Origin of the sequence: Bacillus mexicanus, assembly GCF_050445615.1 — a bacterium.
In the GTDB taxonomy this organism is placed as follows: Bacteria; Bacillota; Bacilli; order Bacillales; family Bacillaceae; genus Bacillus; species Bacillus mexicanus.
Genome location: NZ_JBCEYV010000001.1, coordinates 914,193 through 932,956 on the forward strand (window position 1 = coordinate 914,193; position 18,764 = coordinate 932,956).

At 39.5% G+C, this 18,764-nt stretch carries 28 protein-coding genes and 1 pseudogene; 10 read left to right on the forward strand and 19 right to left on the reverse strand.

Features of this window, described 5'->3' with window-relative positions:
• Nucleotides 1–117: 117 nt before the first annotated feature.
• Complete coding sequence (gene plsY, locus AAGG74_RS04855; RefSeq protein ID WP_162101777.1) at nucleotides 118–699, forward strand: glycerol-3-phosphate 1-O-acyltransferase PlsY; 582 nt, start codon at nucleotides 118–120, stop codon at nucleotides 697–699.
• A 92-nt stretch (nucleotides 700–791) separates the two neighbouring features.
• Nucleotides 792–1,079 (forward strand): HesB/YadR/YfhF family protein, encoded by a 288-nt coding sequence (locus AAGG74_RS04860; RefSeq protein WP_162101776.1) that lies wholly within the window; start codon nucleotides 792–794, stop codon nucleotides 1,077–1,079.
• Nucleotides 1,080–1,109: 30 nt separating this feature from the next.
• Here the strand turns inward: AAGG74_RS04860 and AAGG74_RS04865 are convergent, their stop codons facing one another.
• The 7 genes from AAGG74_RS04865 to acnA form a co-directional block, all read right to left on the reverse strand.
• Entirely contained in the window at nucleotides 1,110–1,409 is a 300-nt protein-coding gene (locus AAGG74_RS04865) for a hypothetical protein (RefSeq protein ID WP_162101775.1), read from the reverse strand.
• A gap of 15 nt (nucleotides 1,410–1,424) precedes the next feature.
• Nucleotides 1,425–1,841, reverse strand: a complete 417-nt coding sequence (locus tag AAGG74_RS04870; RefSeq protein WP_162101774.1) for a YbgC/FadM family acyl-CoA thioesterase — start codon at nucleotides 1,839–1,841, stop codon at nucleotides 1,425–1,427.
• An 82-nt stretch (nucleotides 1,842–1,923) separates the two neighbouring features.
• Nucleotides 1,924–2,175, reverse strand: coding sequence for a small acid-soluble spore protein Tlp (gene tlp, locus AAGG74_RS04875; protein WP_162101773.1), 252 nt, complete (start codon nucleotides 2,173–2,175; stop codon nucleotides 1,924–1,926).
• A gap of 36 nt (nucleotides 2,176–2,211) precedes the next feature.
• Complete coding sequence (gene sspN, locus AAGG74_RS04880; protein ID WP_003231569.1) at nucleotides 2,212–2,358, reverse strand: acid-soluble spore protein SspN; 147 nt, start codon at nucleotides 2,356–2,358, stop codon at nucleotides 2,212–2,214.
• Nucleotides 2,359–2,422: 64 nt separating this feature from the next.
• Complete coding sequence (locus AAGG74_RS04885) at nucleotides 2,423–2,548, reverse strand: FbpB family small basic protein (RefSeq protein ID WP_003328742.1); 126 nt, start codon at nucleotides 2,546–2,548, stop codon at nucleotides 2,423–2,425.
• A gap of 79 nt (nucleotides 2,549–2,627) precedes the next feature.
• On the reverse strand, nucleotides 2,628–3,140 hold the full coding sequence (locus AAGG74_RS04890) for a redoxin domain-containing protein (protein ID WP_429674697.1): 513 nt from the start codon (nucleotides 3,138–3,140) through the stop codon (nucleotides 2,628–2,630).
• 73 nt (nucleotides 3,141–3,213) lie between these two features.
• Complete coding sequence (gene acnA / locus AAGG74_RS04895) at nucleotides 3,214–5,943, reverse strand: aconitate hydratase AcnA (RefSeq protein ID WP_429674698.1); 2,730 nt, start codon at nucleotides 5,941–5,943, stop codon at nucleotides 3,214–3,216.
• Nucleotides 5,944–6,169: 226 nt separating this feature from the next.
• Here acnA and sspO point away from each other — a divergent pair, with 226 nt between their 5' ends.
• The 4 genes from sspO to AAGG74_RS04915 all read left to right on the forward strand — a co-directional run bounded on the left by sspO (nucleotide 6,170) and on the right by AAGG74_RS04915 (nucleotide 7,634).
• Entirely contained in the window at nucleotides 6,170–6,316 is a 147-nt protein-coding gene (sspO, locus tag AAGG74_RS04900) for a small acid-soluble spore protein SspO (RefSeq protein ID WP_003244839.1), read from the forward strand.
• 31 nt (nucleotides 6,317–6,347) lie between these two features.
• Entirely contained in the window at nucleotides 6,348–6,494 is a 147-nt protein-coding gene (locus tag AAGG74_RS04905) for a small acid-soluble spore protein P (protein ID WP_003221237.1), read from the forward strand.
• Nucleotides 6,495–6,574: 80 nt separating this feature from the next.
• A complete protein-coding gene (gene cotM, locus AAGG74_RS04910; protein ID WP_429674699.1) occupies nucleotides 6,575–6,973 on the forward strand; it encodes an outer spore coat protein CotM in 399 nt (132 codons plus the stop codon).
• Between the two features lie 232 nt (nucleotides 6,974–7,205).
• Nucleotides 7,206–7,634: a DUF2621 domain-containing protein gene (locus tag AAGG74_RS04915; protein WP_429674700.1), complete on the forward strand. Its 429-nt coding sequence runs from the start codon at nucleotides 7,206–7,208 to the stop codon at nucleotides 7,632–7,634.
• Nucleotides 7,635–7,664: 30 nt separating this feature from the next.
• Here AAGG74_RS04915 and AAGG74_RS04920 read toward each other — a convergent pair whose 3' ends face one another.
• The 3 genes from AAGG74_RS04920 to AAGG74_RS04930 all read right to left on the reverse strand — a co-directional run bounded on the left by AAGG74_RS04920 (nucleotide 7,665) and on the right by AAGG74_RS04930 (nucleotide 9,395).
• Complete coding sequence (locus AAGG74_RS04920) at nucleotides 7,665–8,156, reverse strand: CcdC family protein (RefSeq protein ID WP_162101768.1); 492 nt, start codon at nucleotides 8,154–8,156, stop codon at nucleotides 7,665–7,667.
• Between the two features lie 63 nt (nucleotides 8,157–8,219).
• Nucleotides 8,220–8,597, reverse strand: coding sequence for a response regulator (locus tag AAGG74_RS04925; RefSeq protein ID WP_162101767.1), 378 nt, complete (start codon nucleotides 8,595–8,597; stop codon nucleotides 8,220–8,222).
• 90 nt (nucleotides 8,598–8,687) lie between these two features.
• Nucleotides 8,688–9,395, reverse strand: a complete 708-nt coding sequence (locus tag AAGG74_RS04930) for a cytochrome c biogenesis protein CcdA (protein ID WP_162101766.1) — start codon at nucleotides 9,393–9,395, stop codon at nucleotides 8,688–8,690.
• Nucleotides 9,396–9,613: 218 nt separating this feature from the next.
• On the opposite strand from AAGG74_RS04930, the gene ynzD reads away from it, so the two are divergent.
• On the forward strand, nucleotides 9,614–9,787 hold the full coding sequence (gene ynzD, locus AAGG74_RS04935; protein WP_162101765.1) for an aspartyl-phosphate phosphatase YnzD: 174 nt from the start codon (nucleotides 9,614–9,616) through the stop codon (nucleotides 9,785–9,787).
• Nucleotides 9,788–9,860: 73 nt separating this feature from the next.
• Here the strand turns inward: ynzD and AAGG74_RS04940 are convergent, their stop codons facing one another.
• From AAGG74_RS04940 to yneA, 6 genes are all read right to left on the reverse strand, one after another.
• Nucleotides 9,861–10,079 (reverse strand): YneF family protein, encoded by a 219-nt coding sequence (locus tag AAGG74_RS04940; protein ID WP_162101764.1) that lies wholly within the window; start codon nucleotides 10,077–10,079, stop codon nucleotides 9,861–9,863.
• A gap of 85 nt (nucleotides 10,080–10,164) precedes the next feature.
• A complete protein-coding gene (gene sirA / locus AAGG74_RS04945; protein WP_162101763.1) occupies nucleotides 10,165–10,611 on the reverse strand; it encodes a sporulation inhibitor of replication protein SirA in 447 nt (148 codons plus the stop codon).
• 154 nt (nucleotides 10,612–10,765) lie between these two features.
• A complete protein-coding gene (gene tkt / locus AAGG74_RS04950; RefSeq protein WP_429674701.1) occupies nucleotides 10,766–12,769 on the reverse strand; it encodes a transketolase in 2,004 nt (667 codons plus the stop codon).
• Between the two features lie 168 nt (nucleotides 12,770–12,937).
• On the reverse strand, nucleotides 12,938–13,171 hold the full coding sequence (locus AAGG74_RS04955) for a DUF896 domain-containing protein (RefSeq protein ID WP_162101761.1): 234 nt from the start codon (nucleotides 13,169–13,171) through the stop codon (nucleotides 12,938–12,940).
• A gap of 63 nt (nucleotides 13,172–13,234) precedes the next feature.
• The gene (locus AAGG74_RS04960) at nucleotides 13,235–13,888 is read right to left on the reverse strand and encodes a YneB family resolvase-like protein (RefSeq protein WP_162101760.1); all 654 of its coding nucleotides are present in this window, start codon (nucleotides 13,886–13,888) and stop codon (nucleotides 13,235–13,237) included.
• Nucleotides 13,889–13,906: 18 nt separating this feature from the next.
• Nucleotides 13,907–14,224, reverse strand: a complete 318-nt coding sequence (gene yneA, locus AAGG74_RS04965) for a cell division suppressor protein YneA (RefSeq protein ID WP_429675240.1) — start codon at nucleotides 14,222–14,224, stop codon at nucleotides 13,907–13,909.
• Between the two features lie 147 nt (nucleotides 14,225–14,371).
• Between yneA and lexA the strand changes: the two genes are divergently transcribed.
• Nucleotides 14,372–14,989 carry a transcriptional repressor LexA gene (gene lexA, locus AAGG74_RS04970; RefSeq protein WP_162101759.1) on the forward strand — a complete coding sequence of 206 codons (618 nt, stop codon included), beginning with the start codon at nucleotides 14,372–14,374 and terminating at the stop codon, nucleotides 14,987–14,989.
• 778 nt (nucleotides 14,990–15,767) lie between these two features.
• Here the strand turns inward: lexA and AAGG74_RS04975 are convergent.
• Nucleotides 15,768–15,928 (reverse strand): annotated as a pseudogene (locus AAGG74_RS04975) (metallothiol transferase FosB); the annotation flags it as partial.
• A 165-nt stretch (nucleotides 15,929–16,093) separates the two neighbouring features.
• Between AAGG74_RS04975 and AAGG74_RS04980 the strand changes: the two are divergent.
• The gene (locus tag AAGG74_RS04980) at nucleotides 16,094–16,546 is read left to right on the forward strand and encodes a YndM family protein (protein ID WP_429674702.1); all 453 of its coding nucleotides are present in this window, start codon (nucleotides 16,094–16,096) and stop codon (nucleotides 16,544–16,546) included.
• A 22-nt stretch (nucleotides 16,547–16,568) separates the two neighbouring features.
• Here the strand turns inward: AAGG74_RS04980 and AAGG74_RS04985 are convergent, their stop codons facing one another.
• Together AAGG74_RS04985 and AAGG74_RS04990 are read right to left on the reverse strand one after the other, a co-directional pair.
• On the reverse strand, nucleotides 16,569–17,327 hold the full coding sequence (locus AAGG74_RS04985) for a poly-gamma-glutamate hydrolase family protein (RefSeq protein ID WP_429674703.1): 759 nt from the start codon (nucleotides 17,325–17,327) through the stop codon (nucleotides 16,569–16,571).
• 525 nt (nucleotides 17,328–17,852) lie between these two features.
• Complete coding sequence (locus AAGG74_RS04990; protein WP_162101756.1) at nucleotides 17,853–18,041, reverse strand: hypothetical protein; 189 nt, start codon at nucleotides 18,039–18,041, stop codon at nucleotides 17,853–17,855.
• 231 nt (nucleotides 18,042–18,272) lie between these two features.
• Between AAGG74_RS04990 and AAGG74_RS04995 the strand changes: the two genes are divergently transcribed.
• The gene (locus AAGG74_RS04995) at nucleotides 18,273–18,707 is read left to right on the forward strand and encodes an SRPBCC family protein (protein ID WP_429674704.1); all 435 of its coding nucleotides are present in this window, start codon (nucleotides 18,273–18,275) and stop codon (nucleotides 18,705–18,707) included.
• The last annotated feature ends 57 nt before the right edge of the window (nucleotides 18,708–18,764 follow it).

The following is an 18,764-nucleotide window of genomic DNA, read 5'->3' on the forward strand; positions in this document are numbered from 1 at the left end:
AAAATATGATACACGTTTGATTGGATGGATTATTAAACTTTACAAAAAACGTATCATCAGATCATGATATCTCATGTTAAAATAAAGAGAAGGGATTTTGAAAAAGGAGAAATGTAGATGTTAATTGCTTTATTGATTATTTTGGCCTACTTGATAGGCAGTATTCCATCTGGCTTAATTGTGGGCAAGCTTGCTAAAGGAATTGATATTCGGGAGCACGGCAGCGGTAACTTAGGTGCGACCAATGCATTCCGTACGTTGGGCGTAAAAGCTGGTTCAATTGTGATCGCCGGAGATATTTTGAAAGGGACGCTGGCAACTGCATTGCCTTTTCTCATGCTTGTTGATATTCACCCGCTTCTAGCAGGAGTTTTTGCGGTTTTAGGCCATGTGTTTCCCATTTTCGCTAAATTTAAAGGCGGTAAAGCCGTGGCCACATCCGGAGGCGTTTTGCTATTTTACGCACCTTTGTTATTCGTCACGATGATCGCGGTATTTTTCATCTTTTTATACTTGACTAAATTTGTTTCTCTGTCATCGATGTTAACAGGGATCTATACTGTGATATATAGTCTCTTTGTCCATGATACGTATTTATTGGTTGTGGTCATCCTGCTCACTATCTTTGTGATATACAGACACCGGACGAATATCAAACGAATTATTAACAAAACAGAACCTAAAGTGACATGGTTATAAAACTTCTCTTTTGACACAGAACAGTCTAATACGTTTATAATAGAGGAAATTCACGAAATTCACATGATGAAAGAACAAAGGGGTGTTCTGTTATGAATCTGACAATTAACGAAGACGCGCTGAATTGGTATAAAGAAGAGCTCGATTTAGAAAGCGGAGATCAGGTTCGCTTTTTCGTTCGCTACGGCGGCTGCAGCAACGTTCAAAAAGGATTTTCCCTCGGAGTGTCAAAAGATTCTCCGCAAGAAGCGGGAGCTACTGCAGAAGCGGGAGGCATCATTTTCTTTATTGAAGAAAGTGACCTATGGTACTTCGATAATCACGACCTTCTCGTCAGCTATTCAGCGGACGCTGATGAACCGGTTTTTGAATACCAATAAAAAAGAGCGCACATGGCGTGCGTTCTTTTTTTATAAATGAAATCTTATAAGATGGTCTGTCAGGTTTTCTTGCTCCAAAATGTATTTTTGTGTCTCACCCAACAGATCAAAGTGAGGAAAATCACTTTTTTTATGTATCCATTCTTTTTGTAAACCGTACGCCGCTCCCCACTGAATCAGTTTATCAATATCTGCACAGCCTGCTTTTGTCACAGTCTTTGCTTCCGGAAACCGATCATCCAGCCAGTAATGTGTTAAAAATGCAATTTCTCCTCTTTTCACCGCTCGTTTCCACCGGTTGAGCTCCTCACGTTTCACACCAAACGCCATATCTCGTTCACTTCCCTATTTTCTGGCCTTTTCATATGCCGCATGCCAATCAGGGAAAGCTTTGCGAAACTGAATAGGCTTAAAACTCTCTTTATCCACGCAAATATGAGATGAGGTGGCTTCTATAGAAAGCTCACCGGCCGGATTATAAATATGATAACCATAAACGGTTTTAAAGCCGTTGTATTCCTCTATCCATGTATTCACAACAGCTGTTTCCCCATAATGAAGCGGCTTTTTATAGGAAATATTGATATCAACGACTGGTGACAGAACGCCCCGCTTTTCCATATCACTGTATAAAAAGCCTAAGTCCTTAATCAGCTCTGTTCTGCCGAGCTCCATCCACACAAGATAATTTGCGTGATAGACAATTCCCATTTGATCTGTTTCTGCATAACGAACTTCTATTTCTTTTTTTGATACATGCAAATTATTCTGCTCCCTTAACGTCAATTTAGCCCCATTTTACCATAATCAAATCAGAAAGAAAAAAACCAGGTTTCCCTGGTTTTTAAGAACGGTATCCGTTTTCTCTCGCTGCGGCTTCATCTTGAATTTCATTGCGAAAAGCTTCGATGCTCTGTTCGCGCCTCGCATTTTTTTGTTTAATTCGCTGCTTCTCTTCTCCTGAAGCAAACTCCATTGATGCCTCTGATTCCTCTATGTTTTCAATAGTATTTTGAACCATATCCTGCAATTTTTCTACATTATCAGAACGATCATCAGGATTAGGCTGCTGATATTGGTTTTGGTTCTTTGTCATTGGGTTGTACCTCCTAAAAATAAACTCAATTCGGCGCTATTCGCCTTTTGTTTGCATGATGATCGGCCGCTGTCCGGACGTATCGTGCATTTTTTCCCCTTTATTGGCTTTATATTTTACAGGTTTTGTACCCAAGTGGCTCGGCGCATATTGAGGCTGGCCGTTTTTTTTGTTGTTTCCCATGTGTATCCCTCCTCAACAGATAGGATTCTCAAAAGGAGGGGTAAACATGAATACAAATTAAAGGTTATTTTTGTTTAAATCGTTGTTCAAGCTTCTCCTCAAGCTGATGTAAATACTCTGTGTTGGTCATCAGCTCTTTTTTGTTTTCCATGACAAGCTCATGAAAAGAACGTTTTCTCATCTTCTTCACTCTTCTCACCTCCGCATTATCTTTTATTTTTTCCAATTCTGAAAATTGTAAGCATATGTGAGCATAAAAAAAACCGAATCTAATCAAGATTCAGCTTTTGTTCCATTTCTTTTTTTGTCATAGTGCCGATATGTATGTCTTGAATAACGCCTTTTTCATCTAAGATATACGTCGTTGGATATGACAACACATTATAGTCAGCATTGATCCCTTTTTTATCAATCAAAATGGGAAACGTTATCTCATACGTATCAGCAAAAGCCCGTACCGGTTTCTCACTTTTCTCAGCTGAAGTGAAATTAACCGCTACAACCGCAAGTTTGTCTTGGTGCTCTTTTTGCAGCTGTTCCATCGCCGGCATTTCTTGGCGGCACGGTTTACACCAAGTCGCCCAAAAATTGAGCAAGATTTTTTTTCCTTTTGAGTTCTGTAAAGAATAGTTCTCTCCTGATAGCGTTTTCAAATAAAAATCAGGCGCTTGCTGCCCAACTTCAATTCCGACTTCTTTTTTGCTGTATGTTTGGTACAGATTCCATCCCATATAACCTGAAAGCATGATAAGCACGATCCCTGCGAGCCATTTTTTCAGCATATGCCACCTCCGCAGCACACTTTTTGTCATCAAAAGAAGAGAAAGCGAAATGCCTTCTCTTCCTATTGAGTCATCAGGACTGTTTCATTTTATCACGCAACACCATTTGCAGGATGCCGCCATGGCGATAATAATCAATTTCCACTTCACTATCAAAGCGGACAACTGTCTCAAATGTTGTTACATTACCGTCTTCATTGATAGCTCTTACTGTCACAAGGTCACGAGGGCGAACCGTTTCATCCACATCAACCTCGATCGTTTCTTTACCAGTTAAACCAAGTGTTTCTGCATTTTCACCTTGTTTAAATTGAAGCGGCAGCACACCCATGAATACAAGGTTGCTTCTGTGAATTCTTTCAAAGCTTTCAGCAATTACCGTTCTGATGCCGAGAAGGTTTGTTCCTTTTGCAGCCCAGTCACGTGAAGATCCCATACCGTAGTCTTTTCCTGCTAATACAGCAAGACCTGTTTTATCTTCTTTGTATCTCATGCACGCATCATAGATGGATGTTACTTCACCCGTCGGCCAGTATGTAGTATACCCACCTTCTGTTCCGGGTGCGATTTGGTTTTTAATTCGGATATTTGCAAACGTTCCTCTCATCATCACTTCATGGTTTCCGCGGCGGGAACCGTAAGAGTTAAAGTTGCGAGGGGAAACGCCTTTTTCTTGCAGGTACTTTCCGGCAGGCGTGTCTTTTCCGATCGCCCCAGCTGGAGAGATATGGTCAGTAGTGACTGAATCGCCAAACTTACCGACAACACGCAGACCTTTTAATGGCTCAACCTTGCCTGGTTCAACAGACATTTCTTCGAAGAATGGCGGATTTTGAATGTAAGTTGATTCGTTATCCCATTTATACAGTGCTTCATCCGTTGTTTCAATCTTATTCCAGCGCTCGTTATCATCAAATACCGTTTCATACTCTTTGCGGAAGAGCTCAGGTGTAACAGTTTGCTTAACAAGTGAATTAATTTCATCCATTGACGGCCAAATATCGTTAAAGTAAATATTCTGACCATCTTTGCCCACACCAATCGGATCGGTTTTTAAGTTAATATTCACCGTTCCAGCCAGTGCATATGCCACAACAAGCGGCGGAGAAGCAAGATAGTTTCCTTTAACAAGCGGGTGAATACGACCTTCAAAGTTACGGTTTCCAGAAAGGACTGATGTAATCAAAAGGTCATTTTTTGCAACTGCTTCTTCAATTTCTGGTGAAAGCGGACCTGAGTTTCCGATACATGTTGTACATCCGTACCCAACAAGGTTAAAACCAAGCTCTTTCATGTATGGAAGCAGACCTGAATTCACAAGATATCCTGTAACGACTTTAGAACCCGGTGCAAGTGACGTTTTCACGTAATTAGGCACTTTAAGCCCTAACTCTACTGCTTTTTTCGCTACGAGCCCGGCTCCGATCAGCACGTACGGATTAGAGGTATTCGTACAGCTTGTAATCGCGGCAATGGCAATCGCCCCTGTTTTCATCACGGTTTCTTCGCCATTAAGAAGTTTAAATTTAATTTCTTTTTCTTCTTCTTCTGGCTGTAAACCGAATCCTTGGTTACCAGCAGGGCTGACCAAATGTTTTTTAAATGTTTCTTGCATAGCGGAAAGAGGTATCAAATCCTGAGGGCGTTTTGGCCCTGATAAGTTTGCTTCAATTTGAGACAAATCAATTTCAACCACATCAGTAAATTGAGGGTCTTCCGCATCTGGCGTGTAGAATAATCCATTGCTTCTGCAATATGCTTCTACCACATCAATATGTTCTGGATCACGGCCTGTCAGACGCAAGTAATTAAGCGCCTCTTCATCTACTGGGAAAAATCCGCATGTAGCGCCGTATTCCGGAGCCATGTTCGCAATAGTTGCACGATCTGCAAGCGGCAGTTCAGCCACTCCCGGCCCAAAGAATTCAACAAACTTGCCGACAACGCCTTTTTCACGCAATACCTGTGTCACTTTTAACGCCAAGTCCGTAGCTGTTGTTCCGTTCGGCAGCTTGCCGACAAGTCTGGCGCCAATTACTTCAGGAACTGGGAAGTAAGAAGGCTGTCCAAGCATCCCTGCTTCAGCTTCAATTCCGCCGACACCCCAGCCAAGAACGCCGATGCCGTTAATCATTGTTGTATGGGAGTCCGTTCCGACAAGCGTATCAGGATACGTTACAAGCTCGCCATCTTCTTCAATGGCATGGACGACACTTGCCAGAAACTCCAGGTTTACCTGGTGTACGATACCTGTTGCAGGCGGCACTGCCTGATAATTGTTAAACGCTTTCTTTGCCCAGCTTAAAAACTTGTAGCGCTCTGCATTTCTTTCGAATTCCAAGTCCATATTAATCGCTAATGCATCTTCTGTACCCGCTTTATCAACCTGAACAGAGTGGTCGATAACGAGATCAACAGGAATTTCAGGGTTAATTTTATCAGGATCTCCGCCGACAGCTGCCATCGCTTTACGCAGTGAGGCAAGGTCTACTACTGCTGGAACTCCTGTGAAGTCTTGTAAAATAACACGAGACGGTTTAAACGGAACATCGATTTCCTTTAATTCGGCAGTTCCCCATTTTGCCAAGTTTTCCACGTGTTCTTTTTTGATGACGAATCCGTCAACTTGACGCAATACAGATTCTAAAAGAACTTTAATGGAATAAGGAAGTTTCGATACCTTTCCGACACCTGCATCTTCTAATGTCTTTAAAGAGTAGTAATGATAGGTTTTTCCATTTGTAGTAAACGTTTTTCTCGCTTGGAAAACGTCTTTTGCTATCGTTTTTTGCTCGTTGGTCATTCTCCAAAATCCCCCTTCAGATCAGATCATTCTCAGATGAACATAAATTCCATCACAATTTCCTCACAATTTCATATTAAAGCAAAATCATACATAAGTAAATATCAATGTTTTTATTAAATACAATAAGTTTGTCTTATCAGAAAAATATAACGGTAATTATTACTGTTTATACTCTCTCATATTACGTCGCAAAAGGAGCCATATTATGATTGAGGTGATAATGATGGTCAAAAGAAAAGCAAATCATGTCATTAACGGAATGAATGACGCGAAAAGCCAAGGCAAAGGCGCCGGCTATATCGAAAACGACCAGCTTGTACTGACTGAAGCCGAACGCCAAAATAATAAAAAAAGAAAAACCAATCAATAATTTCTGATTCTTTTAAGGAGGTTCTCATATTATGACCAATAAAAATACAAGTAAAGATATGCATAAAAATGCACCTAAAGGACACAATCCGGGTCAGCCGGAGCCTCTCAGCGGCAGCAAAAAAGTGAAAAATCGAAACCACACCAGACAAAAACATAATTCAAGCCATGATATGTAAGAAAAGCAGGCCTTAGTGTCTGTTTTTTTATGCGCTCACCCATTTCTGATATTCCGCATATGATGTAAAGCAAGGCTGATATGCGGAGGAATGCTTCCATGACCCATTCAAAACGTAATGATGCCAATGATAATGATTTCGATAGTATGGATGAATGGCTTCGGCAATTTTTTGAAGACCCTTTCGCCTGGTACGATGAAACATTGCCTATTGATTTATATGAAACAAGTCAGCAGTATATTATTGAAACAGATCTGGCTTTTTTGCAGCCGACACAAGTTACGGTTACCCTGTCTGGATGCGAGTTCATCTTAACAGTTAAATCGTCAGGGCAGACTTTTGAAAAACAAATGATGCTTCCTTTTTATTTTAATGACAAAAACATTCAAACTGAATGCGAAAATCAAATACTCACAGTTGCCGTTAATAAAGAAACAGAAGATGGTTCTTCTTTTTCTCTTCAATTTCCACTCAGCTAACATAAAAAGTCACTTTCATCCCCTATTATGAAAGTGACTTTTTTTCCGTCCATTTATCGTCAAATACCTTCTAGTGACTCTCCCATGGCCAAATAGCAGATTCACTATACAATAGAATATGATCTATTATCTCTTTTGACTAGACATCTATCATTTTTTTCTATTCTTTTTTTACTGTGTTCTTCTATTCTTTCTTCGTTTACAATATGGTTAGAATAAGGGGGAATGATTGATGCTGGAAGGATGGTTTTTGTGGTTTATTCTATTTTGGGTGATCACGATGGTTGTCTTATTATCAATCGGCGGTTTTTTTATGTTTCGAAAATTTTTAAAGCGTTTACCGAAAGAAGACGGCAGGTCAGAGCTTGATTGGCAGGATTACTATATTGAAAGCAGCAAGCATTTGTGGAGTATTGAAAACAAACAATTTCTAAATGAATTGGTTTCCCCGGTTCCAGAGCTTTTCAGAGATGCAGCTAAAGCCAAAATCGCAGGTAAAATCGGTGAACTGGCAATAAAAGAAAAGGTGTCAAAGATTGATCAGCAACTGATAATCAGAGGCTATATTCTCGCAACTCCTAAAAGAGACCATACCTTTTTAAAAAGGCATCTGCGCGACAAAAAAATCGATCTCGAGCCTTATCAGACCCTTCTTAAATAAAAAACCTTTCCTGATAAGGGGAAAGGTTTTTTAATTCATTTGAATATTAGATGACTGCAGCTCGTTATTAAGTTTTCGATATGATAAATACATAGCGATTCTCCACGGCACAATCATACCGAAAGCCAAAATCCAAAACATTCCGCTCAGTGCACCGTAATCGATTGATGTACTTAAGATCGATTTCATCACAATGCGGATCACCAAAAGACCGACTAATATAAAAACAAATGCTTTAGAGCGCTTCATGTAAATTTCATTATTTTTAATTTCAAACTTAGAGGTTTTAATGAGAAAAATAGAGAAAACCACGCCTAAAGTGATTGATTCTAAAAACTCTGCACCAGTGACCCAAAAGACCGGAAATACAAACATTAACGCTCCCGTACTCATAAAAATCGGCGGAAGAATGATTTTTTTCGGCGAAACAGGCTTGTCAGAGGACTTTATTCTGACCACCATCACAGATACAGCCATTAACACAGCAATAATCGATGAAACTATTATCATCATACATATCATTCCTTTGTTTCTCGGAGTGTTGACACTATATACTATACTCCAAAACAATAAAAAAAACCATTTTCAAAAGAAATGACTTTCATTCCCCATAACGCGGCTCACAGCTTCTAACACTTTTGTTTCCTCAAATGGCTTCACAATGAAATCCTTTGCTCCCAGCTCAATCGCTTCTGTTACAATTCTTTGCTGGCGCATGGCGGTGCACATGATCACCTTCGCTTTAGGATCAAAAGCTAAAATATCGTGCAATGCCTTAATGCCATTTTTCACCGGCATTGTAATATCCAGTATTACAATGTCAGGCCGCAATTTTTTATACAGGTCTGCGGCTTGTTCACCATCCTCAGCTTCACCTGCGATTATGTATTTTGCCTTTTCTAAGATCTCTCTGATTTTCACCCTCATGAACTTGGCGTCATCCACAACTAAAACTCTTGTCATATTCCCCTCCAGCAGTCGATTTCCATAGATAATAGGCTTGTTGTGCCGAAAAACAAAAGGACTATTAGCAATACGAAAAAGAATTCACCGTCAAAAACCAGTAAACCCTCCAAAAAGATCTGACAACAAAATAATGATCAGGCTCATCCAATCAAAAAATAACAGCACACCAATCATGATCATCAAAACGCCGCCTGCTTTCATGATCAAAAGCTGGTTCTTTCTTATCCATTTCAGCTTTGTCATGAAGAAAGACAATAATAGAAACGGAAGAGCAAAACCGAGTACATATAATATCATGTACGGTATTGCTGATCCAGAATTAGTAGCTGCAAGTGTGATAACAGCACCTAATATCGGACCGGTACACGGTGTCCAACCTGCCGCAAATGCCATCCCGATTAAGATGGAGCCTAAAAACCCGCTTGGTTTATGCTTAAAATGGATTCTCCGCTCTTTCATCATCATCTCAGGCCGAAACACGCCAAGTGTAATGAAACCGAATAAAATAATAAACAACGCACCAATTTGCCGAATCGCATCATGATAATCCCTAAACAGGCTGCCAATAAAAGATGTTCCATAGCCTAAAGCGATAAAAATGATGGAAAAGCCGAGCAAAAAACACAAAGTATGAAGCAAGCTTCTTTTTTGCAGCAGCAGCTTTTCTGTTTTCACATCATCCAAGCTAACCCCTGTAATATATGACAAGAAAGCAGGGTAAAGCGGCAGGCAGCAAGGCGAAATAAAGGATAAAAATCCAGCTCCGAATGTCAAAAAATAATTGATGTCGCCCATATCATCATCCCTTCAAAATTTGAAAATCCTTCAAGTTATGACAAAATCATTTCATTTTTTTAACACTTTCCCTTGAAGGATTTCTATTTTTCAAAAAAACTTATATAATTTAATTTGACATTGAGATATTGTACTCCTTCTCATTTGAAAATTAGTATAATTATGGATATAATATAAATATTCACTTTTAAGATCTATGTATGAAAGGATACATCCCTGTGATTAGAGAGCATCTATTAAATGAAATTGAAAAAAAAAGAGCAGAGCTGCTGCAAATTGTCATGGCGAACGGAACGACATCACATATTACGATAGAGCTCAGTCAGGAGCTTGACCATCTTCTCATACAATATCAAAAGCAGCGCCTTCGAGCAGTAGCGGGTGATGAATGATGACAAAATAAAAAACCCGTATAAGGGTTTTTTATTTTATAACCATGTTTCTCTATATCATAATCTTTACGTATTATTTCGCTTGATTATTCATGGCTTTCATCATTTGATTGATTTTCTTTTGAGAAGGTTTCATTCCCATTTGCATCATCATCATGCGTAACATTTGTTCATTAATAGGCGGATTCTTTTTGAGATAGCTCATCATATATTTACGAGCAATAAAAAACCCGAGTGCAACACCTACGAGCAATGCAACAACGCCCACTAGGATGCCAACCCATAAAGTCATTTTATTTCCTCCTTCATGTTGTCTAGTTTAAAGTGTACTAAACCAAAAGCTATTATACAACATTTACATCTCTTTTTCTTCGGTTTTAGACAAAATTTCTTACCTTCACTGGATTTAGCCATCCATAACGCTTCGAACTGAAATCCATAGCCAGAAAGCAAGGGCTTACTTTTCTCAATACTTCAAAGAAAATGGTTTCTGCCGCGTAATCACCCGAAGCCACAATTTCTATCATGTTTTCCTTCATTATAAACGTCGCGTGGCCTTTTGCCTTAGGCAGGGCTAATCTATAAATATAATCCAGCTGCCTGTAATCCGTTTTGTTTAAATTCATTTTTAGCCTCTGATGCATATGTAAAATTGGGATTGGTTGTGTAACATATTGAATCTGTTTTTCTGTCATTTCATACTGCTGTTTTGTCAGGCTTGTCCAATGATAGTCTTGAAACAGCTCAAACATAACCGATTCCCGTCCGAAATAGTGATTAGCAAACTCCTCTTTTATCAGGTACGTGTAGTAGTGACGTTCCATCTTTTCATCCCCTTTTCCAGCAGCATTTCATTTGCTCTCTATTATACAAAAGAAGAAAAGAAAGAATTGTCTATTACTGTTAAACAGCCAATACTATTTTTGTCGGATAAACAAGAAAAAGAGGATGATTTGACTCATCCTCTTTAAAAAATCTTTAGTTATTGAGTAATGCTTTCACTCGGCTCACTACATTTGGTACTGTGAAGCCGTATTCCTTGATGACGGTGTCGCCAGAAGCAGATGCGCCGAATCGGTCGATACCGAGCACATCTCCTTCAAGGCCTGTGTATTTGCCCCATCCAAATGATGCGCCCATCTCAATCGCAAGACGTTTTCTCACATCCGCAGGAAGGACAGTGTTTTTATATTCGTCAGATTGTTTATCGAAACGATCCATTGAAGGCATGCTGACAACAGAAACATCGATATTTTCTTTTGCTAATTCAGCCTGCGCTTCAACCGCAAGACCTACCTCAGAGCCTGAAGCGATGAGAAGAGCGTCAGGTGTTTCGTTTTTAGATGCAGAAACGACATATGCACCTTTTTCTACTCCCGTCAATGCTTCTTCCGCTGTTTGGTCGATCGTAGGAAGATTTTGGCGTGTTAATACCAGCGCTGTTGGCTGATCAGTGCTTTGCACTGCCATCTTCCATGCCGCCGCTGTTTCATTGCCGTCTGCAGGGCGGATTAAGGAAAGGTTAGGCATCGCCCGAAGTGAAGCAAGCTGTTCGACAGGCTCATGGGTCGGGCCGTCTTCACCTACTGCAATACTGTCATGTGTAAACACATAAGTGACAGGGAGACCCATTAATGCTGCAAGGCGAATCGCCGGACGCAGGTAGTCAGAGAAGACAAAGAAAGTTCCGCCAAATACACGAAGTCCGCCATGAAGCGCCATACCATTTAAGGCTGCACCCATTGCAAATTCACGAACACCGAACCAGAAGTTTTTACCTGAGTAATCAATCGGTGTAAAGTCACCTGTATTTTTAATTGTTGTTTTGTTTGATCCGGCTAAGTCAGCAGATCCTCCGACAAAAAAAGGTATTTTTTGCGCAAGCCCGTTGAGAACTTCTCCGGAAGATGCACGAGATGCCAAGCTGCTTCCTTTTTCATAAACAGGAACCTCTTGATCCCAGTCCTTCGGAAGCTCTCCTTTGATTGCCAGTTCAAGCTGTTCTGCAAGTTCAGGATAAATTTCTTTATATTTAGAGAATTGGGTGTTCCATTCCTGTTCCTTTTTCTCTCCTGATTCTTTAACTGCTGCAGCAAAATGCTCATATACCTCTGACGGAACATAGAAATCTTCTTCATATGTCCACGCATAAGCTTCTTTTGTTAACTTGCTTTCTTCTTTACCAAGCGGTGCCCCGTGAACACCAGAAGTGCCGGCACGGTTAGGTGAACCAAAACCAATTGTCGTTTTCACTTCAATTAATGTAGGTTTTTTTTCATTTTGACGTGCTTTTTCGATAGCTGCTGTTAATTCTGCAATGTTGTTTCCATCCTCAACATAAAGGACTTCCCAATTCATTGCTTCAAAACGCTGTTTCACGTTCTCAGAGAAGGAGCGGTCGAGATCTCCATCGAGTGAGATGTCGTTAGAATCGTATAATACGACCAAACGGCCAAGCTGAAGATGTCCTGCGAGTGAAGCGGCTTCGGAAGAAATACCTTCCATTAAGTCACCATCACCGCAAATACTGTATGTATAATGATCGACTACGTTAAATGAGTCACGGTTGTAAGTTTCCGCTAAATGGCGTTCAGCGATAGCCATTCCGACTGCCATGGCAATCCCTTGTCCAAGCGGACCTGTTGTTGCATCAACACCGGCAGTATGTCCGAATTCCGGATGTCCAGGTGTTTTGCTGCCCCACTGGCGGAATCCCTTAAGATCTTCAATGCTAAGATCAAACCCGCTTAAATGAAGCATGCTATATAAAAGTGCTGATCCATGTCCAGCAGATAAAACAAAACGGTCTCGGTTAAACCAGCTAGGGTTTGCCGGGCTTACATTCATAAATTTTGTCCACAGCGTGTATGCCATAGGAGCGGCTCCCATTGGCATCCCTGGGTGACCAGAATTCGCTTTTTCAATTGCGTCTATTGACAGTGTACGAATGGTAGCAACTGATTTCTTTTCAATTGTATCCATAAAAATCCCCTTCCTTATATGTTGTACCCTTTCATCATAAATGTCTGACGACTTTTTCTCAACTGTTTCAGCTTAAATTTGAGAGAAACTTGTTGAATTTTGTCATAAGAGAGTTTTAGCTATAGTATAGGCAAAAGAGGAATACGATATTTCCGTATTCCTCTTATATTAATGAAGTTTGTTATTTTTTTGTTCTTTTTTTAGCTTTTCAGGTGTTACATCATTGCCTTCTGGGTCAATGATTTTTACACTTTTTAACGTGTTTTTCATAGAAGAACGAAAACCCTTCAGATACTCTTGACGGAGTTTTTGCTGTTCAGCTTTTTCTTCTTCTGTTATCACGCCAGCTTTGGCTTTAGCAGCAAGTTCATTAATTCTGGCAATTTTCGCGTTTGAAATCATGTTAAACTCCTTTATTGCATTTTGTCTATATAGTACTAGATCAAAAAGAGTTTTACAACTGATTCATTCGGCTGTCTCGGCATTCTCTGTGTATTCCTGAAAACGCCTGTGGACGGTCGCTTTAGATACATCATAGCCAAACCCTCTTAGCGTCGCCGCAATTTCTGCGAACGTCAGTTTATTCGCCCTTAAGCGGACGATCTCTGATATGGGGACCTCTATTCTTTCTTTCCCACTGTTTTCATGTTGGTTTTTTAGGTTTTTTTGCGGTTTAAAACCGTTTTTAACTGCACGCTTCATTCCCCGCTTAATTTTCATATTGTGAATTTTCCGCTGATATTCTTCCACAATGCTTACGATCTCCAGTACCATCGAGTCAGCCTCCGAAAGCTCCAATTCCCCTCTATGAGCCGTTGTATAGACTTTCACACCTTCTCTGTAAATACAATGAAGCAATGCAATTTTCGCATTGCCTCGCCCAAGCCTTGTCTCATCCTGAATTAAAATGACATCAATTTCAATATTCTTGATCTCATCAAGCAGCTCAAATACACCGTCCCGATCCATTTCATATCCGCTGGCTTTTTCAGAAATCACTTTGACGACTTCCATGCCGTTTTCGGCTGCAATGGCTGTAAGCTCCTCCACCTGCCGTTTTAATGAAGTCTCCTGCTGTTCTTTATTCGTGCTCACGCGGGCATAAATGAGTGCTTTCATTTTTTCTATCTTTCCTTTCTATCTTACAATTGCCAATTCATATGCATCTTGGTGCTTCTTTTTCAATGGAATAACCAACTCATCTCCCGGCTGGAGATCAGATGTCTGAAGATGATTTTTATCAGCTACCCATTCAATAAAATCATTTTTATTTATCTTTTTTGAATCTGATACCTGATCAGCAATTGACCAAAGTGTATCGCCTTGCTGGACTTCTATTTTAACATACTGATTAAGCTCCTGACCGCCACTCGTATATGACAGCAAAAGGATAACCGTGCTCAAAATCACTGTGAACAGACCGACAAAAATAATAGATTCTTTATTCATTATGATAACCCCCAATAGGAATGTTTGTTCGTTTTTATAATTTCAGTATATACGAACAAACGTTTCTGTCAATTGTTTTTTCGAACCTATGTTTGTACTGTAAGGAAAATCATGCTATAATCTTCTTAAAATCGACGTTTTGAGGTGCGAAAAATGACGAAGCTATCAAAAAGGCAACTTGATATCCTCCGTTTTATTAAAGCAGAGGTTAAATCAAAAGGATATCCGCCTTCCGTGAGAGAGATCGGAGAGGCTGTTGGGCTTGCGTCCAGTTCAACTGTCCACGGCCATTTGGCCCGTTTAGAAACAAAAGGGCTGATCAGACGAGATCCGACAAAACCAAGAGCAATAGAAATACTTGATGAAGAAGTGGACATTCCCCAAAGTCAGGTCGTTAATGTGCCTGTCATCGGGAAAGTCACGGCGGGATCTCCTATTACAGCAGTAGAAAATATCGAAGAATATTTTCCGCTTCCTGACCGTATGGTCCCTCCGGACGAGCATGTGTTTATGCTGGAGATTATGGGGGACAGTATGGTTGATGCTGGTATTCTCGATAAAGATTATGTCATCGTTAAACAGCAAAATACAGCATTCAACGGGGAAATTGTAGTTGCGATGACAGAAGATGATGAAGCTACAGTAAAACGTTTCTATAAAGAGGATACTCACATTCGTTTACAGCCTGAAAACCCAACGATGGAACCTATCATCTTGCAGAATGTCAGCATTTTAGGAAAAGTAATTGGCGTATTCAGAACTGTCCATTAATCTATTGATCTATTAGGTACGTGAAAAACCCCCTCTTCCTTTACGGAGAGGGGGTTTTTTATGCAAAAAAAAGCAGGCCCGCCCCAACTTTTAGGGGCGAGCCTCAATAGGAGGAAAAAGAACATCATGTTTACACCACAATTATCCTCCAAATAATTGTTGAAGTCAAGAAAATTTCTTTCCTTAAGGAAACTTTCATTAGAATACGGTCTGTTTAAAACATTAGACGTGATTTCCTTAAAAATGTTTCATACTCTTAGATCGTGGAATAACGTTGTTTTATGTTTATGAGAGGGGCGAGGAAATGATATTACAATGAAGATTTAGTACACAGTAATTTTTGTTCAAATCCCCTGAAAAAACAGCTCTCTTCTCTTTATCAGTGTGAGCTCAAGACAAAATAAACATACTGTATACCATAACTGCCCTTTTATCCGCACAATTGTGCAGTTTTTGAATACTTTTCTGCAAACACAGAAACCTAATCCTGAGCGCTAAAATTAAACCTGCTCCTGCTAAATTACTTCGTACTTAGTGTCAGGTAAATCGCTAAAGTGTAATCTTTTCTGAACAAATAGCGGCTCCCAAGATCATAAACCACAGCCCAAAAAATACAGCAAAACTTCTTTATCATACAGAATATTTATAAATATGTTCTACAGATGCTGTTTCAATAGCGCTTTTTCCTCTTTATTAATACCGGAGCTTGCCTTGAAGGATTCACATCTGTGAGTCCAGGACCAGTAAAATCAATCGATTTTCAATCGCGTTCATCTCATTCTCTGCTAGGCAAAATATTCACATGATATTTTACTTATAATTCTGCAAGCACATGATCTTCAATAGTAAATACAATATGGGGATAAGATGCCTTCATGTCATTTCTCGGGATGTATCCAAATGAGAAATTGAAAATAACAAATCGTTTTTTAAGAAAATTTCATGCAGCCAGCAAAAAATACCAGTGTAAACAAAAACGGATTGTTTAAAATATAGAATGTAACAGCGATGAACTTTTATCGGTTTGAATTCTATGACTTGTATTTTTTATCATTTGTTTACTGTTAATGCTTTTTTCACAAATAACACAATTTAGGTGGTCAAATGAAACATATCATTGCACTTGCTTCAAAGATTGCTTTCACTCTCGCCCTTTTATATTTGATTTTGGACAGAGTCTACCACGCGCCCTTTTTGAGTGTAATGTTTATTGCACTTTTCTTAGGTTTTGTTTCCTATCTATCCGGTGATATACTCGTTCTTCCAAGAACAAACAATATTTCAGCTTCATTGGCGGACTTTGGGCTTTCATTTGTTATTCTTTGGGTCTTTGTTTTAACCCAAACAAGAAACGACTTCCCGCCATTTGCAGCTGCTCTGCTTTCCGCTGCTTGTCTAACTGTGTTTGAATACTTTTTTCATCGATATTTGCTAAAAAATGTGCTGGATGAAACCTTTCGAAGTGAACTATCAGCCAAAGATCATACACTACAGTATCAAACAGAAGCTGCAGACGAGCTGTTTCCTGAGGTTACGAATGAGAAGCAGGAAAAATAGGAGGCTTAGTACCTCCTATTTTTCAATAGCTATTTTTGATAAAATGGGATAACACTTTTGTAAAATTATAAAACCTCTCATTTTGGGTAATAGATCTATCCTTTAAAGAAAACACTCCGAACAAAGATTTTCTAAAACCTGTGCTCATTTCTAACTGGATGCTCAAACCTGTTTTTGATTGATTTGCAATGTTATTCGGACTGACACCTGCACGCGGATGATCTTTATTAAGCAACACAGCAGGAAAACCTGCGTTTTGCAGTTTCTCAATTAAATCTGCCGCTCTCACGCGATCTGTACCGCCAACTTCGATTTGTTGATCTTCTTCTGCATACCCGTGCAATGAAATGACATATTCATGACTTTCCGTCATTTTCAGAGCCCGAGGCTCATCAAATTGTGTGCTCGTAATATGCAAAATTGAATTTCCTGACGATTTTAATCCTTCAAATAAATACATCGAGTACTGATTGCTTAATTCTTTCGCTACTTCACTTGTCCCGCCTTCGATACCTCCTCCATGAATCGCTAAAACTAGAACAGCGCTTCTTGTTTCTTTCGTAACAATGCTGTAATTCGCAGGATCTTCATTGTTTTTTAATGTCTCAAAATTCTGATATATATCTTTAGCATATATTGGAGAAATCGGAACGAATACCATGAAAATTAACAATAATTTCACAATTTTACAAGTTGATGGAAAACGTTTGACTATGTTACAATCAACTTGCTTCAAGGAATGGAGCAAACGGCGGAGCAGGGATACTTTGGTCGGTTTCATCTACTCCGCCCCTAAGTCCAAATCAACGGGCTGTCGAATTCTTTGAGGCTTTAGCACGAATTTCTCGTCCTCCTTGTTAAATTTTTGTTACATCCAAAATATTATATACCATTAGCCCGGGCGCTGTTCTTCACATTTTTGAATTTATAAAAAGTAAATGCACCCCTTTTTCCCATTTCCCATATAAAACAGAAAAAAAACGCACTTGCCTTTTTTGGCTCGCGCATTTTTATTCAGTTTCATGATTTTTAACTTTTTCTTATTTTCTCCTTTGCGGAATTGTTTTCACTTTATAGAAGTCAATGTCCAGAAACTTCACAGCAAAACCGCCAATCAGACCGGTGATTACAATCATCCAAGGAGATAGATTCTAAAAGGCTATTCAAGATCGCACCTGTCCAAACCTGAAAATAAAATGTTGAAAAGCACGATCCCCATTAGGTTAAAGAGGCATTCCAATGGGGAAAGGCACTTAAAATCCGCAAAAACGCAGGAAGATAACATAAATAACGCACGCATATCCTGCTAAAATTCCAGCTTAAAGCTTTCTGTCTGATCTGACATCTCCACAGGTATTCCCATTATCGTTTTTGGTTTGGAAACATAAACAAAGCGCATTTCTTCCTTCAATTGCTGAAACGCTTTTTCACTGACGACAATTTTAGCCGGCTTTCCTGGACTGTTATCAATGGCTGCTTTGATTTTTCCTAGCATAAAACTACCTCCTCTTTTAGATTTTAAACTAAAAATATAACCTCCTGAAACAAAAACGAAATAGACACTTTATACTCTCTCATTGTATGTTTTTTCTGCAAGCCTCTTTCACAGGCCACACTTTAGCCAATATTCATCAACAGATTATAAATAAGGCGTGCTATGGACATGATTACATAATGTATTATATGATTCAAATGAAAAATAATCTTATGTCAAGAGGGAAACAAAATGGACCATAACAATGAAAATTCATTACCGGATATTACGAAAAGCATTACTCTTGAGGCACCTATTCAAAAAGTCTGGGAGACAGTCTCCACTTCAGAAGGCATTGCCAAGTGGTTTATGCCCAATGACTTTCAGTTGAAGGAAAGACAAGAATTCCACTTACAATCACCGTTTGGACCGTCTGCATGTAAAGTTTTGACTGTTCAAGCGCCCGATGAACTTTCTTTTGCATGGGATACAGATGGATGGGTCGTTACCTTTCAATTAGAAGATTTGGGAGAAAAGACAAGGTTTACCCTTATTCACGGCGGCTGGAAGGAGCCAAATAACATTATCGGTAAAGCAAATGAGAAAAGCTCAGTCATTCATGAAAAGATGGATGGAGGCTGGACAGTCATTGTCAATCAACGCCTGCCAAAGGCTATTAAAGGATAGGGTGCTCTCTCTTTTGCATATACACCTCTGCTGACCGCCTTTTTTATGCTTGTGGTT

What these genes read in the sequence shown, in the direction of transcription:
- AAGG74_RS04995 (WP_429674704.1), top strand. Translation starts at nt 18,273, where the DNA reads ATGGACCATAACAATGAAAATTCATTACCGGATATTACGAAAAGCATT.
- AAGG74_RS04905 (WP_003221237.1), top strand. Translation starts at nt 6,348, where the DNA reads ATGACCAATAAAAATACAAGTAAAGATATGCATAAAAATGCACCTAAA.
- AAGG74_RS04920 (WP_162101768.1), bottom strand. Translation starts at nt 8,156, where the DNA reads ATGATATGTATGATGATAATAGTTTCATCGATTATTGCTGTGTTAATG.
- sirA (WP_162101763.1), bottom strand. Translation starts at nt 10,611, where the DNA reads ATGGAACGTCACTACTACACGTACCTGATAAAAGAGGAGTTTGCTAAT.
- cotM (WP_429674699.1), top strand. Translation starts at nt 6,575, where the DNA reads ATGCGGAGGAATGCTTCCATGACCCATTCAAAACGTAATGATGCCAAT.
- acnA (WP_429674698.1), bottom strand. Translation starts at nt 5,943, where the DNA reads ATGACCAACGAGCAAAAAACGATAGCAAAAGACGTTTTCCAAGCGAGA.
- tkt (WP_429674701.1), bottom strand. Translation starts at nt 12,769, where the DNA reads ATGGATACAATTGAAAAGAAATCAGTTGCTACCATTCGTACACTGTCA.
- AAGG74_RS04890 (WP_429674697.1), bottom strand. Translation starts at nt 3,140, where the DNA reads ATGCTGAAAAAATGGCTCGCAGGGATCGTGCTTATCATGCTTTCAGGT.
- AAGG74_RS04990 (WP_162101756.1), bottom strand. Translation starts at nt 18,041, where the DNA reads ATGCTAGGAAAAATCAAAGCAGCCATTGATAACAGTCCAGGAAAGCCG.
- AAGG74_RS04865 (WP_162101775.1), bottom strand. Translation starts at nt 1,409, where the DNA reads ATGGCGTTTGGTGTGAAACGTGAGGAGCTCAACCGGTGGAAACGAGCG.
- AAGG74_RS04930 (WP_162101766.1), bottom strand. Translation starts at nt 9,395, where the DNA reads ATGGGCGACATCAATTATTTTTTGACATTCGGAGCTGGATTTTTATCC.
- sspO (WP_003244839.1), top strand. Translation starts at nt 6,170, where the DNA reads ATGGTCAAAAGAAAAGCAAATCATGTCATTAACGGAATGAATGACGCG.
- plsY (WP_162101777.1), top strand. Translation starts at nt 118, where the DNA reads ATGTTAATTGCTTTATTGATTATTTTGGCCTACTTGATAGGCAGTATT.
- AAGG74_RS04925 (WP_162101767.1), bottom strand. Translation starts at nt 8,597, where the DNA reads ATGACAAGAGTTTTAGTTGTGGATGACGCCAAGTTCATGAGGGTGAAA.
- lexA (WP_162101759.1), top strand. Translation starts at nt 14,372, where the DNA reads ATGACGAAGCTATCAAAAAGGCAACTTGATATCCTCCGTTTTATTAAA.
- sspN (WP_003231569.1), bottom strand. Translation starts at nt 2,358, where the DNA reads ATGGGAAACAACAAAAAAAACGGCCAGCCTCAATATGCGCCGAGCCAC.
- AAGG74_RS04960 (WP_162101760.1), bottom strand. Translation starts at nt 13,888, where the DNA reads ATGAAAGCACTCATTTATGCCCGCGTGAGCACGAATAAAGAACAGCAG.
- AAGG74_RS04985 (WP_429674703.1), bottom strand. Translation starts at nt 17,327, where the DNA reads ATGAAACCGACCAAAGTATCCCTGCTCCGCCGTTTGCTCCATTCCTTG.
- tlp (WP_162101773.1), bottom strand. Translation starts at nt 2,175, where the DNA reads ATGACAAAGAACCAAAACCAATATCAGCAGCCTAATCCTGATGATCGT.
- AAGG74_RS04955 (WP_162101761.1), bottom strand. Translation starts at nt 13,171, where the DNA reads ATGATTTCAAACGCGAAAATTGCCAGAATTAATGAACTTGCTGCTAAA.
- AAGG74_RS04915 (WP_429674700.1), top strand. Translation starts at nt 7,206, where the DNA reads ATGCTGGAAGGATGGTTTTTGTGGTTTATTCTATTTTGGGTGATCACG.
- AAGG74_RS04980 (WP_429674702.1), top strand. Translation starts at nt 16,094, where the DNA reads ATGAAACATATCATTGCACTTGCTTCAAAGATTGCTTTCACTCTCGCC.
- AAGG74_RS04940 (WP_162101764.1), bottom strand. Translation starts at nt 10,079, where the DNA reads ATGACTTTATGGGTTGGCATCCTAGTGGGCGTTGTTGCATTGCTCGTA.
- AAGG74_RS04860 (WP_162101776.1), top strand. Translation starts at nt 792, where the DNA reads ATGAATCTGACAATTAACGAAGACGCGCTGAATTGGTATAAAGAAGAG.